Source organism: Actinoplanes sp. NPDC000266 (genome assembly GCF_042899005.1).
In the GTDB taxonomy this organism is placed as follows: domain Bacteria; phylum Actinomycetota; class Actinomycetes; order Mycobacteriales; family Micromonosporaceae; genus Actinoplanes.
The window spans coordinates 1,285,639-1,303,798 of sequence record NZ_JBIAZI010000001.1 but is presented as its reverse complement, the minus strand read 5'-3'; the positions used below and the strand labels follow the sequence as shown (position 1 = coordinate 1,303,798).

Here is an 18,160-nt window from a genome sequence, read left to right as displayed (position 1 = left end):
AATCTATAATGACAATCGTTTTCAAATAGCGGAGGAACTCCATGGCTGTCCCCAAGCGGCGCACGTCGCGCTCCAACACCCGGCATCGGCGCGCTCAGTGGAAAGCGGCCGTGCCCGCGCTCGCCGACTGCCCGTGTCCTCGCCGCGAGAAAGTCGTGCCGCACCGGGCCTGTGCTCACTGCGGGCTCTACCGCGGCCGTCAGGTGGTCGAGCCCCGATGAGCGCGGGCAAGCTGCCGGTCACTGTGCTCTCCGGGTTTCTCGGGGCCGGCAAGACGACGTTGCTCAACCACGTGCTGGCCAACCAGGACGGGATGCGGGTGGCCGTCGTCGTCAACGACATGAGCGAGGTGAACATCGACGCGGCGCTGGTGCGGACCGAGGAGCGGCTGGTCGAGATGACCAACGGGTGCATCTGCTGCACGCTTCGCGACGATCTGCTCGGTGAGGTCGCGGCCCTGGCCCGGCAGGGGCGTTTCGACTATCTGCTCATCGAGTCGAGCGGTATCTCCGAGCCCATGCCGGTCGCGGCCACCTTCGCCTTCGGGATCGGTGACGACGACCAGGTGCTGGCCGATGTGGCCAGCCTCGACACCATGGTCACCGTCGTCGACGCTCCGCACCTGATCGCCCGCGTCAACGGCGGCGAGACCCTCGAGGACCGGGGCCTTTCGGCGTACGAGGATGACGAGCGCACCATCGCCGACCTGCTGGTCGACCAGCTGGAGTTCGCCGATGTGGTCGTCATCAACAAGACCGACCTGGTCAGCATGGCCGAGCTCCAGCGGGTCGAGGCATTGGTGACCCGCCTCAACCCGTCGGCCCGGCAGATCCGCTCGGTCATGGGCCGGGTCGCGCCGAAGGAGCTGCTGCACACCGGCCGGTTCGACATGGCCGCGGCCGAGACCGCGCCCGGCTGGGTGGCCGAGCTCAACGGACGGCACATTCCCGAGACCATCGAGTACGGCATCGGCAGCCTCGTGTTCCGGGCCGCCGAGCCGTTCCATCCGCAGCGGCTCTGGGACCTTCTGGAGACGGCGATCGAGTCGTACGGCGTCTTGCGCTCCAAAGGTTTTCTCTGGCTCGCCACACGGCCGGACACGGTGGCACTGTGGTCGCAGGCCGGCCCGAACGGCCGCCTCGATCCGATGGGCGCGCCCGGCGACGAGCTCGAACGGCGGCAGGAGCTGGTGTTCATCGGCGTCGACCTGCCGATCGGCGAGCTCGGCGACCGTCTGCGCCAATGCCTGCTGACCCCCGGCGAGCTGGCGGCCGGGCCCGACGCCTGGCGGCTGCTGCCCGACCCGTTCCCGTCCTGGGACCTCGACCTGGTTCACCAGCACTGATGGCCGTCACGATGCTCGGCGGCTTCTGGCCGCACGTCACCGCCGAAGCCGCACACACCCTGCTCACGGCGGAGCCGAGCCGGAGGCTGCTCTGCTGCGCCTCGCTCGACGAGGCTCTCGCCGCGCCCGACGGCACCGTCGTGGTTCTTCCGGAGGACTGTGAGCCGGACGAGGTCCGTACGGCCTGGGAACCGCGAGCGAACGCACCCAGCGTGACCACCGTGGTTCCGGCCGATCTCGTGCTGGACGGCCTCACCAGCGAATCCGCGATCGGTGACCTGGTGGCCCGGCAGATCGAGCAGGCCGATTCGGTGCTGCTCACCGGCCGGCGCGAGGGTGACGACGAATGGGAGACCGAGCAGATCCGTGTGCTGCTGCGGCGGATCGCTCCCTGGGCGGGCCACGGCGTGCCGATCACGGCGGGCCGCGCCGAACCGCTGTCGCCGGTCACCCGCGGGCTGCGCGGCCACGCGGTCGGCGTCCACGAGCCCGTGCCCGACCACGGCGTCGTGTCGTGCGTCTTCCACGCCCGGCGGCCGTTCCATCCGGGGCGGCTGCACGACGCCCTCGACGACGTCACCGAGAACGTGCTCCGCTCGCGGGGCCACTTCTGGCTGGCCACCCGTCCCGACCTGGCCATGACGTGGGAGTCGGCCGGCGAGCTCAGCCTCGGCCCGGTCAGCGGCTGGCTCGACGCTCTGCCGCTCGATCAGTGGTCGGACGTCGACACCGAACGCCGGCTGGCCGCCGAGATCGACTGGGACCCGTACTACGGCGACCGCCACCACCATCTGGCGTTCATCGGCATCGACCTCGACCCGGTCCACATCCACCGTGTCCTGAGCCGCTGCCTGCTCACCGACTACGAACTGGCCGACGGCGAGGAGGCCTGGCGCCGCCTGCCCGACCCCTTCCAGCGCCCGCCGACCCGGAAAGGGTAGACCTTTCGGTTACCGGGTGACCTGTCCCGAATAGCCCGAAAGGACGAATCCTCCGTTCCAGATCTTGTGTCAACGTCCTTGCCATGAACGCAGTTGTCGCCGCCGGGGGTGGCGCGCTCGACACGCTGGCCGACATCGCCGGCTATTTCCTCGGCGTATTCACCGCGGCGGGACTGCTGTTCTGGTACATCGACAACGCCCGCTCGGGGAGGACGTTCGGCCTTCCCGAGTACGGCTACATCATGGTCCTGCTGGCCGGCTTCGCCGTCGGGCTCTTCCTGATCTTCATGCATGGGGACAAGTGATGGACCCTCTGGTCTCAAGGCTCGAGGAGGCCGTACGGCGCGCCGAGTACCTGGTCGCCCGCCTCGAAGCGCTGGCACCACCCCCTCGGTCGGCGGCCGCCCACAAGGTGCCGATCATCGCCGGTTTCGCGGCCGCACTCCTCGCCATCGTCATCGTTTTCGCACTCTTCCTCGGACGGCAACAGTGAGACCTGGATTGGCCTGGGCCATTCTTCCCGTGGGCTTCGTCCTGAGCGTCACCGACGCGTGGCTGTCCATCCAGTCGATCGCCGGCTCGATAAAAGCGAACGACGCCGTGGGCTATGTGGTCGCCTCGGTGGTGGGGCTGGCCCTGACCGGTTTCGCGGTCTTCCTGCCGGTCCTGAAACAGGCGTTCCGCTCGATACCGTGGGGCCTGCTCTGGTTCGTGCTGACCGCCGGCGACATCGGAACGAGCGTGCTGGGCGGCATCTGGTACGGCGCCATGCACCGCGCTTTCAGCGACCCCATCGTCCTGTCGGACATCCACTACCAGCCCTCGAACTGGCAGGCCACGCTCGTCTACACGGTCTTCGTCCTGGTGGTCCAGTCGGTCTGCGTGGCGTTCGGCTACGCGATCCTGAGCTTGAGCGGCACCCCGCGAACTACCCGCCCGTCCTGGTGACACACGGCCCTTCGATGGTCGTGGTCTGCTGTGCCTCACCCGACCGGGCGTCGATCACGACCGCCGACACGGAGATCTCCGCCGACGGCAAGCGGTTCAGATAGTCGCAGATCGCTTCGTCGAGGAAACCCGTACCCCGGTTGACTTCCCCGGAGAGCCCGAAGAGGACGAGAAGCCCCGCAACCGCCACGCCCAGCGCCCGCGGCTTCCGCCGGACGGCCCGCTCGGCGCCGGCCGAAGCCGGTGAATCAAGATCGATGACAGGCACCCTCGCCATTCTAGGCGCTAGCTGTGGTGACCACGAGGGTTGTCGACACGGCGTGGCGGCTTGATCAATGAGAAAACCTCCGGCGAGGTGGAAGTTGCGACGCTTCACCTAGACCGGAGGTCTTCACGGCCCACCGTAATGCCCGGCTGACCCTGCACGGCCGACGCCTGCTCATCCAGCGTGTCACCACCGACCGGCGCCCAGTCGCGCACGTGGTCAAAGACCCCGGCGTATCCCGGGCAACAGGCCACAAATGGCAGGCCCGCTGACGCGCCGAAGGCGACGCCGGACTGATCGACCGGCCCACCGGCCAGCTCATCCGACGCTACGAACGCGACCGGCCCGACGAACTGATCCACGTCGACGTCAAGAAGATCGGCCGGCTGCGCGACGGTGGCGGCTGGCGCATGCACGGCCGCGACAGCCTCGAACGCCGCCGCGCTCGCGCCGGCACCCGGATCGGCTACGAATACGTGCACCCCGCCATCGACGACCACACCCGGCCGGCCTACGCCGAAATCCACCCCGACGAGTAAACCGGCACCTGCGCCGGTTTCCTGCGCCGCGCCGCCGAACACTTCGCCGGCTTGGGCATCCCGGCGATCGAACGCGTGATGACCGACAACACGCTGGCCCACCGCCGCGGCCGCGCCCGGCACCAAGCCCTGACCGACCTCGGCGCCCAAACCCGCTTCACCCGCCGCTACCGCCCCCAGACCAACGGCAAAGCCGAACACTTCAACCGCACCATGGCCGACGAACAGATCTACTCAAGGCCCTTCACCAACGGCCAAGACCGCGCCGACGCCCTACCCAGCTGGCTGCACACCTACAACTACCACCGAGCCCACACCACGCTCGGAGGCCAGCCACCCATCAACCACGTCAACAACAGTCCTGGTCGCTACAGCTAGCGCTCGGATGCACTGGCCCCCGCGTGAGAGGGGACGGCGCGGCAGGTGAGGTGGACGGCGCGGGGGGGTGAAGTGGACGGGCGGTGAGGGACGCTGGACGGGGCGGCGGGTGCGGCTGGGCGTTGCTAAGGTTCGGCGATGCGAGTGCTGGTCGAGGGGGTCGCCGGCCGCACGGTTGTGCTGTTCGGCTCCGATGCGGACCCCGATCCGGAGCTGACCTGGGCCCGCGGCGTCACGCTGCTTGCCGGGGACGGCGCCGACAGCGCGCCGGCGCCCACGGGGCCGGTCGCCGTGGTGGGGTGGTCCGCTGGTGGTGGGGACGCCCTGGCGTTCGCGGCGGCAAACGCCGGGCTGGTCGACCGCGTCGTCCTCGTCTCGACGCCGAAGCCCGCGGGCGACGATCTGCCGTTCGACGTGGGTGGCATCACCGCGAAGACGCTGTTGCTCTTCGGTGCCCGAGACCCGCTCACCGGTTCCCGCCACGGCACCTGGTGGCAGCGACGGCTTCCGCAGGCACGGCTCGAGATGTGGCCGGACGGCACCCACGACCTGCTCGTGCCCGCCTGGAACAGGGCGCTGTCGCACCTCGCCCCACGCTGCCGTCGCTGAGGTCAGCCTCGGCTGATCAGGTCGGTGGCCACCTGGCGGGCCCGGTCGATGGGGACGGCGAAGCCGATCCCTATGTTGCCGCCGCCCTCGAGGGTGGCTATGGCGGTGTTGACGCCGATGACCTCGCCCCTGGCGTTGATCAAAGGGCCGCCTGAATTGCCGGGGTTGATGGAGGCGTCGGTCTGGATGGCGGTTCGGCCGGTTTCGCCGCCGAGGCGGACCGGGCGGTTCACGGCGCTGACGATGCCCGCGGTCACCGTGCCGGACAGGCCCAGTGGGGAGCCCACGGCCAGGACGGGCTCGCCTACGCGCGGGGCCGGAGCGGCCAGGGACAGCGGGGGCAGGTCGGCTGACGGGTCCACCTGGAGAACGGCGATGTCGTTGCCGGGGTCGGTGCCGATCACCGTGGCGGACAGGCGGCGGCCGGCCGCGTTGACGACGCTGACCGGGCCGCCGGCGGCTACCACGTGGTTGTTCGTGACTATGTGGCCCTGGTCGTCGAAGGCGAAGCCGGAGCCCGAACCGTTCCCCACCTGGACCGAGACCACGCCGGGCAGGGCCCTGGCCGCGGCCGCCACGAGGTCGGCCGGAACGGCTCCGGTCGCGGGGGCCGCCGCCGTTGGTGCCGTCGTGTCGTCCCGCCCGGCCACGTAGCCGGCGGCGCCGCCCGCACCCGCGGCCAAGGCCAGAACCGCGAGGCCACCGGCGACCGCCAAAGGCCAGCGCCGGGCCACGCCAGGCCCGGAGGGCGAGACAGCGGCCGGCGGAAGGATCGCGGCCGGTCCGGCGGGCACTGAAGGGGAGTTGAAGTGGGGGCCGCGAGGTGTGGGGCCCAGGCCTTCGGGGGTCATGGTGCGGCTCCGATCGTCGGGCGGCTGGAGCGGGCGGGCGTCCGGGGTTGGGGGTGTCACCGAGCGCCCGCCCTTGCCCCCTATTTCAGCGAACGGGACCGAAAGCGGAGCGAAGGAAACTTCAGGAGATGGGGTACGCCTGTCCGCCGCCGGCCACCGCGGCGGTGAAGTCCGTTTCGCGGCCGTCTATCAGGTAGCGGTAGCGGGACAGTTGCCGGATGGCGGGGCGCGCCGACAGGTAGTCGCGCAGGGTGGACAGCTCGTCGGTGGTCAGCCAGCTCGGCGGGTCGGAGACGGCCCGGAAACCGCAGATGTCGGCCAGGTCGCGCAGCCACTGGGTCTGCTGCGGCGTGAGCAGGTTGAGCTTGCCGCGGAAGTAGACGACGTCCGGGTCGACCTCGACCAGCGGGGACCACCACAACCGGTGGATGCTGTTGACCACCGCGTTGCGGGCGGTGGCGTCGGACGGGTCGGCCGAGGCGTAGTTGTCCCACATGGGTGCCACGTCGGGGCCGCTTCGCAGGCCGTCCAGCAGGCCCAGCGACGGCAGGAACAGGGCGCCCGAGCCGAGCAGGTAGACGTCGTCGCCCGCCACCGAGCGGATCAGTTCCAGGGCCTCCCGATAGACGTGCTCGCGGCCGGGGCCGCCGGCGGCGGCCGCGTTTATGAAGTCGATCTTCAGGTAGCGGAAGCCCCACTCGTGGACGACCGTGTTGATCAGTGCGGCCACGTGATCTCGAGCGTCGGAGCGGGCCATGTCGAGCGCGTAGTAGGGGCCGCCCCAGTTGTAACCGGCGATGACCGGTCGTCCGTCGGGCCCCCGCAGGAGGAACGGGGAGTCGGGCGGGGAGATGAACGGCGCCAGCCACAGACCGGGGGTGAAGCCGGCGTCCGTGATCCGGTCGGCCAGGGCCTTCATGCCGCTCGGGAACTTGGCGTTGGGGCGCCAGTCGCCCACGGCCACCTCCCAGCCGTCGTCGATCTGCACGACGTCGTACGGGAGGCCGGCCAGGTCGGCCAGGTCCTTGGTCAGCCGGGTCTCGGTGATGTTCTCGTAGTACGCGTACCAGCTGCACCAGACGTTGCCGGCCCGGCGCCGGGCGCCACCGTAGCGAGCCGCCAGCTGATCGGTGTATGCCGTGAAGACGGTGGCCTCGTCGCCGTACGCCAGGAACCAATCGTCGCCGGACCCGGCGTACCACCCGGCCAGAGTGTCCTGGTCGGCCGTCAACCGCGGGGTCTCCAGGCCGAGCGCGCCCAGAAGCAGCGTCCGGCCGTCGGAACCTTGCAACGCGGCGACCGCGGATCCGTGGTGACGGGCCGGATCGTCGAAGGCCGGATCGTCGGCGGTCACCATCCGCGTGGCCGAGGGGATCCGCAGCGGCGGCGAGCTGAGCGGCCGCCAGCCGGTGGGGCTCCACGAGTTCTGGCCGTGGCGGTAGAACGACGCGTCGCCGAGCCCGTGCAGGATCGCGACGCGACCCGGGGGCAGCAGGACCCCGCCGGGAACGGACCTCGGTGTCTCGTCACTCGAACCGGCGAGGGCGAAGGTACGTCCGCCGAGCTGCACGAGCTGAGCCATGTTTCTCCCTAGAAGAGGTTGTTGACCTGGTCGTTGGCCTTCTTCAGGGCCTCCGAGGACGACGGCGCCTGTCCCAGGACGATCGACTGGATGGCGTCCTGCACGATCTGGCTGATCTCGTTGCCGTGGTCGGTGATCGGCAGGAAGAACGTGCCGCCGGGCGCGGCCGCCTCCTCGGTGAAGACGCTGACGTCGCGACCGGCCGCCTTGTGCGCGGCCAGTGCCTTCTCCGTACCCGACTTGACGGCCGGGAACACGGCGCCGCTCTCCCCCACGATGTTCTGGCACTCGGCCGAGCCCAGGAACTTGACCCACTGCCAGGCCTGGTCGGGGTGCTTGGTGCCGGCATAGATGGCGTCGGACAGGCCGTTGATGGCGGTCTTGCGGCCGGCCGGCCCGGCCGGGAGCGGCGCGAAGGCGTACTTCTGCTTGGCGCTGCCGGCGAGGTAGGTGCCGGCCATCCAGGAGCCGGCCACGGTGAAGGCGCCCGTGCCCGACTCCATGATCGCGTCACGGCTCAGCTTGGACTGCTTGTCGAAGCCGGGCGCGTATCCGGCGTCGATGAGGTGCTTGAACCAGTCGATCGTCTCGGCCAGCTTGGGGTCGTCGTAGTTGTAGTGCGTGCCCCACGGGTTCTTGTCGAGGAACGTGAAGCCGTTGGCCACGGCCAGGTCGCCCCAGCCGTTCTGGCCCTGGCCGCCGTCGGCCCACTCGGGCAGAAAGCCGTACACCTTGACCTTGGTCTTGTCGAAGCCCGGGTCGGTGCCGCGCTTTCCGGCCGAGTCCACCGTGGCCGCCGCGATGGCCTTCTCGAAGGTGCCGCCGTCGGTGGGGTTCCAGGTGAGCTGGTCGAGGCCGGCCGTGTCCTTCACGAGCGCCTTGTTGTAGACCAGGGCCATCGTGTCCCAGTCCTTCGGCAGGCCGTAGCGCTTGCCGTCCTTGACGAACAGATCGGCCAGCCCGGCCTGGTACTGCGACAGGTCGACCTTGTCCTTGTCGACGTACGGCTGGATGTCGAGGATCTGGTTGCTGGTGACGAACTGCGGATAGTACGAGGCGTGGTCGGTCCAGACGTCGGGGGCGCTGCCGCTCGCGAGCTGGGTGGTGAGGTTCTGCCAGTACTGGTCCCACGCGGTCTGCGTGAAGGTCACGGTGATGTTCGGGTTGGCCTGGGTGAAGGCGTCGGCGCACTTCTGATAGGCGGGCTGCTGCTTGTCGTCCCACAGCCAGTAACTGAGGTTGACCTTGTCGCTGGAGGACGAGGAGCCGGAGGAGCAGCCGGTCAGGGACAGGGTTATGGCCGCGACGGCGGCGAAAAGGCGTTTCATCGGAGCACCTTTCACTTGATACCGGTGAAGTTGAGCGACTGGACGAGTCGCTTGCCCAGGAAGACGAGCAGGGCGAGGACGGGCAGCACGGACAACGTGGAGGCGGCCATGAGCCCGGTCCAGTCCGGCTGGGTGTTCGGTGACTGCTGGAGGAAGACGCCGAGCGCCACGGTCAGCACCCGGGTCTCCTCCCCGCGGCCGACCAGCAGCGGCCACAGGTAGTCCTTCCACGCCCACACCGAGGTGGTGAGCGCGATCGTGATGAGCGGCCCGCGGCTCATCGGCATGACCACGCGCCAGAAGACGCCCCAGCGGCCGGCGCCGTCGATGGTCGCCGCCTCCTCGACCTCGCGCGGCACGGAGAGGAAGAACTGCCGGAGGAAGAACACGGCGAACGGGGTCATGAGCAGCGACGGCGCGACCATCCCGGCGAAGGTGTCGATGATGCCGAGGTTCTTCACGAGCGTGAAGTTGGGCAGCAGGGTGAAGATCGGCGGCACCATGAGGGCCGCGATGAGGATGCCGAAAACAAGGTCGCGGCCGGGGAAGCGGAGGCGGGCGAAGGCGTACCCGGCCATCGCGCAGCAGAAGGTCTGCACGGTGGCGATGAGCGCCGTGTAGATGCCGGAGTTGAGGGTGTAGCGCAGGAAGTCGATCCGGGCGCCGGTGCCGCCGGCCTCGCGGGCGGTCCGCTCGTCGACGAGGCCGAGGATCCGCCAGAAATTGATCATCGTGGGGTGGTCGGGCAGCAGCGACGCGTTGTCGGTGTAGAGGTCGGCCGCGGGCGTGATGGCCGTGCGGACCATCCAGTAGAACGGCAGGATCGTCAGGGCGACGAAGACGATCAGGACGAGCCAGGCGAGTTTTCGCGACATCTCACATCAGGTCCGATCGGGAGGCGCGGAGAAGCCGCAGCTGTACGGCGGTGAGCAGGCCCAGGATCACGACGAGCACCATCGCCGCGGCCGAGGCGTATCCCATGTGGAAGTACTTGAACGCCTGCTGGTAGATGAACAGGTAGATGACGCGGGTGGCCCCGGCCGGATCGCCGTCGGTGGTCACCGCGACGGTGTCGAAGATCTGGAAAGAGCCGATCAAAGACACGACCAGGACCAGCGCCAGTACGGGCCGGAGCAGCGGCAGGGTGATCCGGCGGAACATCCGGAGCTCGCCGGCGCCGTCGAGAGCCGCACTCTCGTACAGGTGCTGGGGGATCTGCAGCATCCCGGCGTAGAGCAGGAGCGCCGTGTAGCCGGTGTAGGCCCAGGTGTTGATCAGCGAGATGGACGGCAGCGCCTGCGTGGGTGAGGCCAGGAAGCCCTGGCTGTCCAGGCCGACCGCGGTGAGCAGGTGGTTGACGAAGCCGAGATTGGCGTCGAGCAGCCACATCCAGAGCAGGCCGACGGTCACGTTCGGCACCAGCCAGGGCAGCAGCAGCGTGGCCCGCAGGACGGTCGAGCGGGTGAGCCGGTGCATGAGCGCGGCCAGCAGCAGGGCGAGCACGGTCTGGGAGCCGATGTTGAGCACGACGTAGTACGCCGTGACCTTCAGCGAGTCCCAGAACGCCCGGTCGGACGCGAGCTGGGTGTAGTTGCCGGCGCCGACGAACGACGGACGGCCGAGCAGGCTGTAGTCGGTGAGCGAATACCAGACGCCGCGCACCGTCGGATAAAGGTAGAACAGGGCGAAGCCCACGAGGACCGGCAGCAGGAAGAGCCAGGCGGCCCGGCGGTCGTCCCTCCTCTTCCTCGTGGCCGGCACGGCGGCCGTGACGGGCACGGCAACGGTGTGAACGGTCATCGAGAATCTCCGATGTTTGCTTCTTGCGCGGCGAGGCGCTCGGCCGCTAATAATGATGAAGCTCATGGAAACTTTGTCAATACCTCCTCGTAATACGGAGACCCCATGCGCCTACTCGCCCTCGCCGCCGCCACCGTCTGCGCGGTCCTGATCGCCCCTACGGCAGCCGTCGCCGCCCCGCCCGGCCGGCCCGCTCCCCCGTCCGCGCCGGCTCCCGGCCTGACCGGCCATCCCCTGACCGCCGCCCCGAGCCCGATCGACAACCCGCTCAAGGGATTCGCCCGCTTCTACACGCCGGGCGAGAACCAGAACACCGGCTATCCCCGCTCGCTGACGTGGAGCTACTTCGGCCTGTCCGAGGTCATGAGAAGCTCCGCCTGCGGCACGTACGACTGGTCCATCGTGGACACCGCGCTGAACGAGATCGCCTCGTACGGCAACCAGGCCGCGATCCGCTTCTACATGGAGTACCCGGGCGGCACCGGCAGCCACCCCGCCAACGCCATCCCGAGCTGCTTCGACGGGCACGTCGCCTACCGGTCGAACGCCTTCTGGGGCACCGTTTCGCCCGACTACGACAGCCCGTACCTGCTGAACGCGGTCGCGAACTTCATCGCCGCGCTCGGCGCCCGCTACGACGGTGACCCGCGCATCGGCTTCGTCAACCTGGGGCTCGTCGGGCTCTGGGGCGAATGGCACACCTGGCCGTACGACACCGACACGGCCGACGGCTATCCGAACTACATGCCCACCGACGCACACGGCGCCCAGATCGTGGCCGCCTTCGACAACGCGTTCAGCAGGACGAAGCTGGAGATCCGCTATCCGGACTCGGCCGGCGGCGCCGCCAGCACCCGCGACATCGGCTATCACGACGACTCGTTCTGCTACCGCGAGGGATCACCCCTGGCCGGGGTCACGCTGCCGCAATCATTGGGCGGCGCCTCGTACTCGCAGCTTCAGCGCGCGCTGAACATGGGCGTGGAGAACAAGTGGATCACGTCGTCGATGGGCGGCGAGGTCCGCCCGGAGATCCAGGGCACCGCGTTCGCCAACTGGCCGGGCGGCTCCGGGCAGGTCGACGACATGAAGGCCTGCATCGAGCTCGAACACACGACCTGGAAGATCAATCAGGGCAGCCAGAACTACAGCCCGTCGGACCCGAACGTCGCGGCGGCGGTCCGGCTCATGGGGTACGACCTGACGGCCACCCACGCCTACTATCCGAACACGGTCTCGGGCACCGCCACGGTCGGGGTCACGCTGGTCAACAACGGGGTGGCGCCGTTCTACTACCCGTGGACGGTCACGCTCGGGCTCAAGAACTCCAGCGGTGGCGTGGTCAAGACGTGGGACACCCCGTGGGATCTGCGCAAGGTCATGCCGCTGAAGATCCGCAACTTCCCCGACTGGAACGCGGGCACCGGATATCGGGACTTCGGTTATCCGCAGTACTTCCAAGCCGACGTGCCGCTCGGCGGGGTCGCCAACGGGTCGTACCAGCTGGTGATGAAGGTGAAGAACCCCCTGGAAGCGGTCAGCCCGGCCGCCAGGAAGCTCCGCTTCGGCAACGCCACCCAGAACCCGGACGGCTGGCTGGGTCTCGGCGGTATCAACGTCGGCGGCTCGACTCCGGCCCCGGGCCTGACGGTGGACGACTTCAGCTCGTGGAACGGCGTCAACGACCTCGGGAAGTGGACCGGCGCGAACTCGTTCGTGAACGGCGGGGGCGTGTCGTCGGGCGGTGCGCTCGCGTTGCAGTACAACAACAACGGATGGTTCGGAAGCGACGTGTTCACGGACCTCACCCCGTACACCAATCTGGTTGTGCGGGTCAAAGGCCTGCACGGCGGAGAGCAGAACGACATCCAGCTCACGCTGGGCGGCGTGACCAGGAAGCTCGGCGAGTTCAGCAGCCATCCGGTGATCACCACCGGCTATCAGGACATCGTGATCCCCCTCGTGGCCAACGGGATCAACCGGACGAGTCCCGGGCAGTTGTCGATGAGCTTCTGGCACGGCGGGAACAGCACCATCACCATCGATAGCATCGGGTTCCAGTAGACTGCTGGATTTGTAAATTCCGTAGCGATATCTAGCGAGGGCAGACCGTGACAGACCAGGTCATCAGCGGAGCCGACCTGTCGCGGCTGCGGGAGCTCAACTCGCTGACGGTGGTCCGGGCCATGCGCGATCAACCCCCGGCCACCGTCACCGAGCTGGCCGGCCTCACCGGCCTGTCGCGCCCGGCCGTCGACGTCATCGCCCAGGGCCTGGTCTCCACCGGGTGGGCGACCGTCGTCGAGCCGGGCGCCAGCAGCACGGTCGGGCGCCCGGCCCGGCGCTACCGGTTCAACGCCACCGCCGGCTATGTGCTCGGCGTCGACGTCGGCGGCCACAAGATCCTGGCCCTGCTGGCCGACCTCGACGGCACGGTCGTGCACACGGCCCGGGTCTCGGTCGACGCCTCGGCCGATCCCGCGACGCGCCTCAAGACCCTCGACAAGCTCATCGCCTCCTGCCTGCGCGAGTCCGGCAAGACTCCCGGGGACATCTGGGCCGTCACGATCGGCGTCACCGGCCCGGTCGACGCCACCGGCCGCACGACGCTGTTCACCCCGCTGCCCGGCTGGCAGACCGTCGACCTGCACGCCCACCTCAGCGACCGGTTCACCTGCCCGGTCGTCGTCGAGAACGACTGCAAGCTGGCCGCGGTGGCCGAGCGCTGGCAGGGCGCCGCCTCGGACGCCAACGACATCGTCTTCCTCCAGGGCGGCATGCGCACCGGCGCCGGCCTCATCATCGACGGCGTGCTGCGGCGCGGCTTCGGCGGCGCCGCGGGTGAGATCGGGGCGCTCAAGGCCGTACGCTGGCTCGCCGCCCCGGCCCACCTGCAGAACTGCCCCGGCGTCCCGTCCAGCGTCAGCCCCGACGACGCCGCGGCCTGGGTCTTCACCGCGGCCCGCGAGGGCAACCGCGACGCGCGCACGGCCGTGAACAGATACGTCAAGGACCTCGCGGTCGGCACCGCGGCCCTGGTCCTGGCCCTCGACCCCCAGGTGGTCGTCTTCGGCGGCGGCTTCTCCCGCTCGGCCGACCTCGTCGTCGAGCCGCTGTCGCGCGAGCTGGCCAAGCTCTGCCTGCGCGTCCCCGAGGTCCGCGCCTCCACGCTGGGCGCCGACGGCGTCGCCCTGGGCGCGCTGCGGCTGGCCCTGAACGAGGTCGACCAGCGCCTGTTCACCCTCGGCCTGGGCGAGCCGGTGGCCCCCCGCCGCTGACCGATCCGCCGTACAGTGACCCGCGTGAACGGGACCCTCGAAGTCGCCTGGAATCACGGTGCGACCGGCGAACCACCCCTGCAGGTCCACGCGTACGGCGACGACACGGTCATCCTGCGGCAGAGCAAGACGGTCACGTACGAGGCGCCGTTCCTCTACCTGCTCTTCGGCGCCGAGCGGGCCCTGCTGCTCGACACCGGGGCCACCGCCGACTCGCCGCTGCGCGAGACCGTCGACCGGCTGATCGCCGAGCGCCACCCGGAGCCGGGATACGGCCTCGTGGTGGCCCATTCCCACCCGCACGGCGACCACGTCGCGGGCGACGCGCAGTTCAGCGACCGCCCTTCTACGGTCGTCGTCGGCCACGATGCCGAGACCGTCCGCGACTTCTTCGGGACCGGCGACTTCGACCTCGGCGGCCGCCCGCTCACCATCCTCCACTCCCCCGGCCACCACGCGGCCGCCATCACGGTCTTCGACCCGCACACCGGCTTCCTGCTCACCGGCGACACGGTGCTGCCCGGCCGGCTGTACGTCTTCGACCACGCGGCCTTCGTCTCCACACTGGACCTTCTGGTCGAGTTCGCCGAGAGCCACCCGGTCACCCACGTGCTGGGCTGCCACGTCGAGATGCGCCGCCGCCCCCGCCGCGACTACGCCATCGGCGCCACCTATCAGCCCGACGAGCGAGACCCCCAGATGACGGTCGCCCAGCTGCGCGCCGCCCGCGACGCCGCCCACAGCGTCCAGGGCCGTCGCGGCTTCCACCGCTTCGACGACTTCGTCATCCTCAACGAGCCCCGCCCGTGGGACGTCCGGCGCCTGCTGCTCCGGGGCCGCCTCGCCAAGACGCTGCGCCGGTTGCCGTGGGGGCGTTAGGCTCGCCGGCCATGGGACTTCTCACCTTCAGCCTCAATGTCACCCTGGATGGTTGCGTCGACCACCAGGAGGGGATCGCCGACGATGAGACGCATGCCCTCTTCACCCGTCTCATGGACGAGAGCGGCGCCATGCTGTGGGGCCGCGTCACCTACGAGATGATGGAGGGCCACTGGCCGGCCGTCGCTCGCGGTGACGTCGAGGCGGTGCCGGCCGAGCGCGCGTGGGCGGCCAAGCTGGAGGCCAAGCCCAAATACGTCGTGTCGTCGACGCGCACCGACTTCCCGTGGGCCAACAGTCACCACATCGCCGGCGATCTGAGCGAGGGCGTGCGCAAGCTCAAGGACGCGACCCCGGCCGGGGTGCTCCTCGGCAGCGGCACGCTCGCGACCGAGCTCGACCGGCTGGACCTGATCGACGAGTACCGGCTGCTCGTCCATCCCCGGATCGCCGGCCACGGCCCGACGCTGTACCAGGCCGGGCTGCCCGCCACGCGCCGGCTCGAGCTGATCTCAGCGGACCCGCTCGGGAACGGCGCGGTGGCCATGCACTACCGCCGCGCGCGCTGAATCACAGTTCCGGCGCCGGGTTGTCGCAGGTCAGCTGTGGCAGGCTCGGACGATGGGAAACAGTGAGTGGCCGCGGCTGAGGGTGACCGACTGGGTGGACACCCGCGACACGTTGCAGATGTGGGCGCAGATCGTGGGAAAGGTCCGCATGGCGCACGCGCCGGCGGTCAACCACTGGTGGCACGTGACGCTCTATCCGAGCGCGCGCGGGCTGACCACCTCCGCCGTGCCGTACGGGGACGGGTCGTTCGAGATCGAGTTCGACTTCCTCGGGCAGGTGCTGCGGGTGAGCATGAGCGACGGCCGGTCGCGCACGGTGACGCTCGAACCCAAGACGGTCGCCCAGTTCTACCGCGAGACGATGCTCGCCCTGGCCGAGCTGGGCGTCGAGACGGTCATCCACCCCGTGCCGAACGAGGTCGACCCGGCCATCCCGTTCGCCGAGGACGAGACCCACAGGTCGTACGACGGTGACGCCGCCCGGCTCTTCTGGCGGCAGCTTCTGCAGGTCGAGCGGGTGTTCAGCCGCTTCCGGTGGGAGTTCCTGGGCAAGACGAGCCCGGTGCACTTCTTCTGGGGGTCGATGGACCTGGCGTACACCCGGTTCTCGGGCCGTCTCGCCCCGCGGCATCCGGGCGGCGCGCCGAACTGCCCGCCGTCGGTCATGCACGAGGCCTACTCCCACGAGCTCGCCAGCTTCGGCTTCTGGCCGGGCGGCGGCGAGGAGGGAGCTTTCTACGCGTACGCCTACCCGGAACCTCAGGGCTACAACGATTTCCCGGTACGCCCGGAGGCCGCTCACTACGACACCACGATCCGGGAGTTCCTGCTGCCGTACGAGGCCGTCGCCTCGGCCCCCGATCCCGACGCGGCCCTGACCGACTTCCTGCGCTCGGCCTACGAGGCGGCGGCCGAGCTGGCCAAGTGGGACCGCGCGACCCTGGAGCGTTCCTAAGCGGCGGCGTCGCGCCGGCGGGGACGGCCGGCCAGGCGCCGCAGCCACGCCAGCAGGGAGGCGGCGACGGCGTCCTCGTACTCGGCGAGGGCGCTGCCCGCCTCCAGCACGGCATGCCGGCGGGCGCGGGAGCGCTGGGACTTGAGCGCGGTCAGGCACGACTCGATCACGGCGTCGAAGGTTTCCCGGTCGGCCGCCGCCGTGGCCAGCAGAACACGGGTCATCACGTCCTCGCCGGTGACGTCGGCCGGCACGCCGAGCATCCAGGCCCGCTGGCGCGCGTAGCCGGCGTCGGTCAGATAGCAGACCACCGGGCGCCGCGGCTGGGGCGGGGCCTCGGTGCCGACGCTGCCGAGCCGTTCCTGCCGGCGCAGCGCGGCCAGCACCCGGGCGATGTCGACCGAGCGTTCCCGCCCGAAGGTCTGCGCGTGGCGTTGTTGCAGCTCGTGCGCGGTTCCCGGCCGGTCGGCCAGAAACACCAGGAGGATGTTTCCCAGCGTCGCCGTCATCGGTGACCGCCTCTCTTCTACACGCTGTAGAAGTTAGCAGGCACAGACGATCTCGGTATGCTGCGCAACGTGCACGCCGACGATGAAGAGGCGCCCGGGCGCCGCCAGGCCGGCGCGCTGGAATCGGAGATCCTCCGGGTCCTGGTCAACGCGACCCAGTCGCTGACGCCGCGCGACGTTCTCGGCCGGCTGACCGACCGCCTCTCGTACAGCACCGTCGTCACCGTGCTGACCCGGATGTACGAGAAAGGCCTGCTCGCGCGCTACAAGGACGGCCGGTCGTTCCGCTACGCGCCGCTCACCGACGAGGCCTCGGTGACCGCCCGCAAGATGGGCTCGCTGCTCGACGCCGGCGCCGACCGCGCCACCGTCCTGCGCCGCTTCGTCGGGGAACTGAAGCCCGGCGACGAGGATCTGCTGCGGCAGTTGCTCGACGGCGCCGACGAGGACTGATCACCCGGACCGCCCCTGGACACTAAGGCCAGCCTTCCCTAATCTACAGTCTGTAGTAGCTAGGTTAGGCACGCCTTAGTGAGGGGACCCCGTACATGCTCGCCACCTACCTCATCGGCCTGCGCGAGGGGCTCGAGGCCACATTGGTGGTCAGCATCGTCATCGCGTTCCTGGTCAAGGCCGACCGCAAGGACCGGCTGCCGCAGGTCTGGGCCGGTGTCGGCCTGGCCGTCGTGCTCTCCGTCGGATTCGGATGGCTGCTCAGCTACACCTCGACCACGCTCCTGCAGAAATACGAGCACCGCGAGCTGTTCGAGGCGATCACCTCGATCCTGGCCGTCGCCTTCGTCACCTGGATGATCTTCTGGATGCGCCGGGCCGCCCGGTCCATCGCCGGCGAGCTGCGCGGCAAGCTGAGCGACGCCCTCGCCGTCGGCTCGTTCGCGGTGGCCGTGATGGCGTTCCTGGCCGTGGTCCGTGAGGGCCTCGAGACCTCGCTCATCTTCTACTCGGCGGTGCAGGGCGCCAGCATCAACGGCGGCCCGCTCTACGCGCTCCTCGGCGGCATCGCCACGGCGGTCCTGCTCGGCTACGTCATGTACGCCACGGCGGTGCGGATCAACCTGACGGTCTTCTTCACCGTCACCGGAACCCTGCTGATCCTGGTCGCGGCCGGAATCCTGAAATACGGCATCCACGATCTTCAGGAGGCCGGCGTCGTTCCGGGACTCACCAATCTGGCGTACGACATCAGCGGCGCCCTCGACCCCAACGCGTGGTACACCGCGCTGCTCACCGGCATGTTCAACGTGACGCCGACCGCGACCGTGCTCGAGGTCGTGGCCTGGGCCGTCTACGCCGTACCCGTTCTCTTCCTCTTCCTGCGGCCGAAAACGGCCGCCGTTCCCGCCCCGGCGCAGTCCTAGGAGAT

At 69.5% G+C, this 18,160-nt stretch carries 21 protein-coding genes and 1 pseudogene; 15 read left to right on the top strand and 7 right to left on the bottom strand.

Features of this window, described 5'->3' with window-relative positions:
* Positions 1 to 41 precede the first annotated feature (41 nt).
* The 6 genes from rpmF to ACFY36_RS05320 all read left to right on the top strand — a co-directional run bounded on the left by rpmF (position 42) and on the right by ACFY36_RS05320 (position 3,234).
* On the top strand, positions 42 to 221 hold the full coding sequence (gene rpmF, locus ACFY36_RS05345; RefSeq protein WP_499744644.1) for a 50S ribosomal protein L32: 180 nt from the start codon (positions 42 to 44) through the stop codon (positions 219 to 221).
* Positions 218 to 1,345 carry a GTP-binding protein gene (locus ACFY36_RS05340; protein ID WP_499744643.1) on the top strand — a complete coding sequence of 376 codons (1,128 nt, stop codon included), beginning with the start codon at positions 218 to 220 and terminating at the stop codon, positions 1,343 to 1,345. The genes rpmF and ACFY36_RS05340 overlap by 4 nt, the downstream gene beginning before the upstream one ends.
* Positions 1,345 to 2,286, top strand: a complete 942-nt coding sequence (locus ACFY36_RS05335) for a GTP-binding protein (protein WP_499744642.1) — start codon at positions 1,345 to 1,347, stop codon at positions 2,284 to 2,286. Before ACFY36_RS05340 ends, ACFY36_RS05335 begins: the two co-directional genes overlap by 1 nt.
* An 83-nt stretch (positions 2,287 to 2,369) precedes the next feature.
* Positions 2,370 to 2,591, top strand: a complete 222-nt coding sequence (locus ACFY36_RS05330; RefSeq protein WP_499744641.1) for a hypothetical protein — start codon at positions 2,370 to 2,372, stop codon at positions 2,589 to 2,591.
* Positions 2,591 to 2,779 (top strand): hypothetical protein, encoded by a 189-nt coding sequence (locus ACFY36_RS05325; protein WP_499744640.1) that lies wholly within the window; start codon positions 2,591 to 2,593, stop codon positions 2,777 to 2,779. The genes ACFY36_RS05330 and ACFY36_RS05325 overlap by 1 nt, the downstream gene beginning before the upstream one ends.
* A 29-nt stretch (positions 2,780 to 2,808) precedes the next feature.
* Positions 2,809 to 3,234 carry a hypothetical protein gene (locus tag ACFY36_RS05320; protein WP_499744639.1) on the top strand — a complete coding sequence of 142 codons (426 nt, stop codon included), beginning with the start codon at positions 2,809 to 2,811 and terminating at the stop codon, positions 3,232 to 3,234.
* On the opposite strand, the gene ACFY36_RS05315 is transcribed toward ACFY36_RS05320, so the two are convergent.
* Positions 3,215 to 3,502 carry a hypothetical protein gene (locus ACFY36_RS05315; protein ID WP_499744638.1) on the bottom strand — a complete coding sequence of 96 codons (288 nt, stop codon included), beginning with the start codon at positions 3,500 to 3,502 and terminating at the stop codon, positions 3,215 to 3,217. The two genes, ACFY36_RS05320 and ACFY36_RS05315, sit on opposite strands and share 20 nt — an antisense overlap.
* A gap of 146 nt (positions 3,503 to 3,648) precedes the next feature.
* Here ACFY36_RS05315 and ACFY36_RS05310 point away from each other — a divergent pair.
* Both ACFY36_RS05310 and ACFY36_RS05305 read left to right on the top strand, forming a co-directional pair.
* Positions 3,649 to 4,416, top strand: a pseudogene (locus tag ACFY36_RS05310) (integrase core domain-containing protein).
* Positions 4,417 to 4,554: 138 nt separating this feature from the next.
* Positions 4,555 to 5,025 (top strand): alpha/beta fold hydrolase, encoded by a 471-nt coding sequence (locus tag ACFY36_RS05305; protein WP_499744637.1) that lies wholly within the window; start codon positions 4,555 to 4,557, stop codon positions 5,023 to 5,025.
* A gap of 2 nt (positions 5,026 to 5,027) precedes the next feature.
* On the opposite strand, the gene ACFY36_RS05300 is transcribed toward ACFY36_RS05305, so the two are convergent.
* The 5 genes from ACFY36_RS05300 to ACFY36_RS05280 form a co-directional block, all read right to left on the bottom strand.
* Positions 5,028 to 5,876: a S1C family serine protease gene (locus ACFY36_RS05300; protein ID WP_499744636.1), complete on the bottom strand. Its 849-nt coding sequence runs from the start codon at positions 5,874 to 5,876 to the stop codon at positions 5,028 to 5,030.
* A gap of 121 nt (positions 5,877 to 5,997) precedes the next feature.
* The gene (locus tag ACFY36_RS05295; RefSeq protein ID WP_499744635.1) at positions 5,998 to 7,458 is read right to left on the bottom strand and encodes a glycoside hydrolase family 36 protein; all 1,461 of its coding nucleotides are present in this window, start codon (positions 7,456 to 7,458) and stop codon (positions 5,998 to 6,000) included.
* Between the two features lie 8 nt (positions 7,459 to 7,466).
* Positions 7,467 to 8,786 (bottom strand): ABC transporter substrate-binding protein, encoded by a 1,320-nt coding sequence (locus ACFY36_RS05290; protein WP_499744634.1) that lies wholly within the window; start codon positions 8,784 to 8,786, stop codon positions 7,467 to 7,469.
* Between the two features lie 11 nt (positions 8,787 to 8,797).
* The gene (locus ACFY36_RS05285) at positions 8,798 to 9,661 is read right to left on the bottom strand and encodes a carbohydrate ABC transporter permease (protein ID WP_499744633.1); all 864 of its coding nucleotides are present in this window, start codon (positions 9,659 to 9,661) and stop codon (positions 8,798 to 8,800) included.
* 1 nt (position 9,662) lies between these two features.
* Entirely contained in the window at positions 9,663 to 10,586 is a 924-nt protein-coding gene (locus tag ACFY36_RS05280) for a carbohydrate ABC transporter permease (RefSeq protein ID WP_499744632.1), read from the bottom strand.
* 105 nt (positions 10,587 to 10,691) lie between these two features.
* Here ACFY36_RS05280 and ACFY36_RS05275 point away from each other — a divergent pair, with 105 nt between their 5' ends.
* From ACFY36_RS05275 to ACFY36_RS05255, 5 genes are read left to right on the top strand one after another with little or no spacing between them, the layout of a single operon-like run.
* Positions 10,692 to 12,650: a DUF4832 domain-containing protein gene (locus tag ACFY36_RS05275; protein WP_499744631.1), complete on the top strand. Its 1,959-nt coding sequence runs from the start codon at positions 10,692 to 10,694 to the stop codon at positions 12,648 to 12,650.
* Positions 12,651 to 12,697: 47 nt separating this feature from the next.
* Complete coding sequence (locus ACFY36_RS05270) at positions 12,698 to 13,864, top strand: ROK family protein (RefSeq protein WP_499744630.1); 1,167 nt, start codon at positions 12,698 to 12,700, stop codon at positions 13,862 to 13,864.
* Positions 13,865 to 13,888: 24 nt separating this feature from the next.
* Positions 13,889 to 14,743: an MBL fold metallo-hydrolase gene (locus ACFY36_RS05265; protein WP_499744629.1), complete on the top strand. Its 855-nt coding sequence runs from the start codon at positions 13,889 to 13,891 to the stop codon at positions 14,741 to 14,743.
* Between the two features lie 11 nt (positions 14,744 to 14,754).
* Positions 14,755 to 15,312 carry a dihydrofolate reductase family protein gene (locus tag ACFY36_RS05260; protein WP_499744628.1) on the top strand — a complete coding sequence of 186 codons (558 nt, stop codon included), beginning with the start codon at positions 14,755 to 14,757 and terminating at the stop codon, positions 15,310 to 15,312.
* A gap of 52 nt (positions 15,313 to 15,364) precedes the next feature.
* Positions 15,365 to 16,267 (top strand): DUF5996 family protein, encoded by a 903-nt coding sequence (locus ACFY36_RS05255; protein WP_499744627.1) that lies wholly within the window; start codon positions 15,365 to 15,367, stop codon positions 16,265 to 16,267.
* On the opposite strand, the gene ACFY36_RS05250 is transcribed toward ACFY36_RS05255, so the two are convergent.
* Positions 16,264 to 16,776 (bottom strand): hypothetical protein, encoded by a 513-nt coding sequence (locus ACFY36_RS05250; protein ID WP_499744626.1) that lies wholly within the window; start codon positions 16,774 to 16,776, stop codon positions 16,264 to 16,266. The genes ACFY36_RS05255 and ACFY36_RS05250 overlap by 4 nt on opposite strands.
* Positions 16,777 to 16,833: 57 nt before the next feature.
* Here ACFY36_RS05250 and ACFY36_RS05245 point away from each other — a divergent pair, with 57 nt between their 5' ends.
* Both ACFY36_RS05245 and efeU read left to right on the top strand, forming a co-directional pair.
* Positions 16,834 to 17,229: a BlaI/MecI/CopY family transcriptional regulator gene (locus ACFY36_RS05245; protein WP_499744625.1), complete on the top strand. Its 396-nt coding sequence runs from the start codon at positions 16,834 to 16,836 to the stop codon at positions 17,227 to 17,229.
* 95 nt (positions 17,230 to 17,324) lie between these two features.
* Positions 17,325 to 18,155, top strand: coding sequence for an iron uptake transporter permease EfeU (gene efeU, locus ACFY36_RS05240; protein WP_499744624.1), 831 nt, complete (start codon positions 17,325 to 17,327; stop codon positions 18,153 to 18,155).
* Positions 18,156 to 18,160: the final 5 nt, after the last annotated feature.

Excerpts from the sequence above, each read along its gene's own strand:
- rpmF (WP_499744644.1), top strand. The coding sequence starts at position 42 with ATGGCTGTCCCCAAGCGGCGCACGTCGCGCTCCAACACCCGGCATCGG.
- ACFY36_RS05340 (WP_499744643.1), top strand. The coding sequence starts at position 218 with ATGAGCGCGGGCAAGCTGCCGGTCACTGTGCTCTCCGGGTTTCTCGGG.
- ACFY36_RS05335 (WP_499744642.1), top strand. The coding sequence starts at position 1,345 with ATGGCCGTCACGATGCTCGGCGGCTTCTGGCCGCACGTCACCGCCGAA.
- ACFY36_RS05330 (WP_499744641.1), top strand. The coding sequence starts at position 2,370 with ATGAACGCAGTTGTCGCCGCCGGGGGTGGCGCGCTCGACACGCTGGCC.
- ACFY36_RS05325 (WP_499744640.1), top strand. The coding sequence starts at position 2,591 with ATGGACCCTCTGGTCTCAAGGCTCGAGGAGGCCGTACGGCGCGCCGAG.
- ACFY36_RS05305 (WP_499744637.1), top strand. The coding sequence starts at position 4,555 with ATGCGAGTGCTGGTCGAGGGGGTCGCCGGCCGCACGGTTGTGCTGTTC.
- ACFY36_RS05300 (WP_499744636.1), bottom strand. The coding sequence starts at position 5,876 with ATGACCCCCGAAGGCCTGGGCCCCACACCTCGCGGCCCCCACTTCAAC.
- ACFY36_RS05295 (WP_499744635.1), bottom strand. The coding sequence starts at position 7,458 with ATGGCTCAGCTCGTGCAGCTCGGCGGACGTACCTTCGCCCTCGCCGGT.
- ACFY36_RS05290 (WP_499744634.1), bottom strand. The coding sequence starts at position 8,786 with ATGAAACGCCTTTTCGCCGCCGTCGCGGCCATAACCCTGTCCCTGACC.
- ACFY36_RS05285 (WP_499744633.1), bottom strand. The coding sequence starts at position 9,661 with ATGTCGCGAAAACTCGCCTGGCTCGTCCTGATCGTCTTCGTCGCCCTG.
- ACFY36_RS05280 (WP_499744632.1), bottom strand. The coding sequence starts at position 10,586 with ATGACCGTTCACACCGTTGCCGTGCCCGTCACGGCCGCCGTGCCGGCC.
- ACFY36_RS05275 (WP_499744631.1), top strand. The coding sequence starts at position 10,692 with ATGCGCCTACTCGCCCTCGCCGCCGCCACCGTCTGCGCGGTCCTGATC.
- ACFY36_RS05260 (WP_499744628.1), top strand. The coding sequence starts at position 14,755 with ATGGGACTTCTCACCTTCAGCCTCAATGTCACCCTGGATGGTTGCGTC.
- ACFY36_RS05255 (WP_499744627.1), top strand. The coding sequence starts at position 15,365 with ATGGGAAACAGTGAGTGGCCGCGGCTGAGGGTGACCGACTGGGTGGAC.
- ACFY36_RS05250 (WP_499744626.1), bottom strand. The coding sequence starts at position 16,776 with ATGACGGCGACGCTGGGAAACATCCTCCTGGTGTTTCTGGCCGACCGG.
- ACFY36_RS05245 (WP_499744625.1), top strand. The coding sequence starts at position 16,834 with ATGCTGCGCAACGTGCACGCCGACGATGAAGAGGCGCCCGGGCGCCGC.
- efeU (WP_499744624.1), top strand. The coding sequence starts at position 17,325 with ATGCTCGCCACCTACCTCATCGGCCTGCGCGAGGGGCTCGAGGCCACA.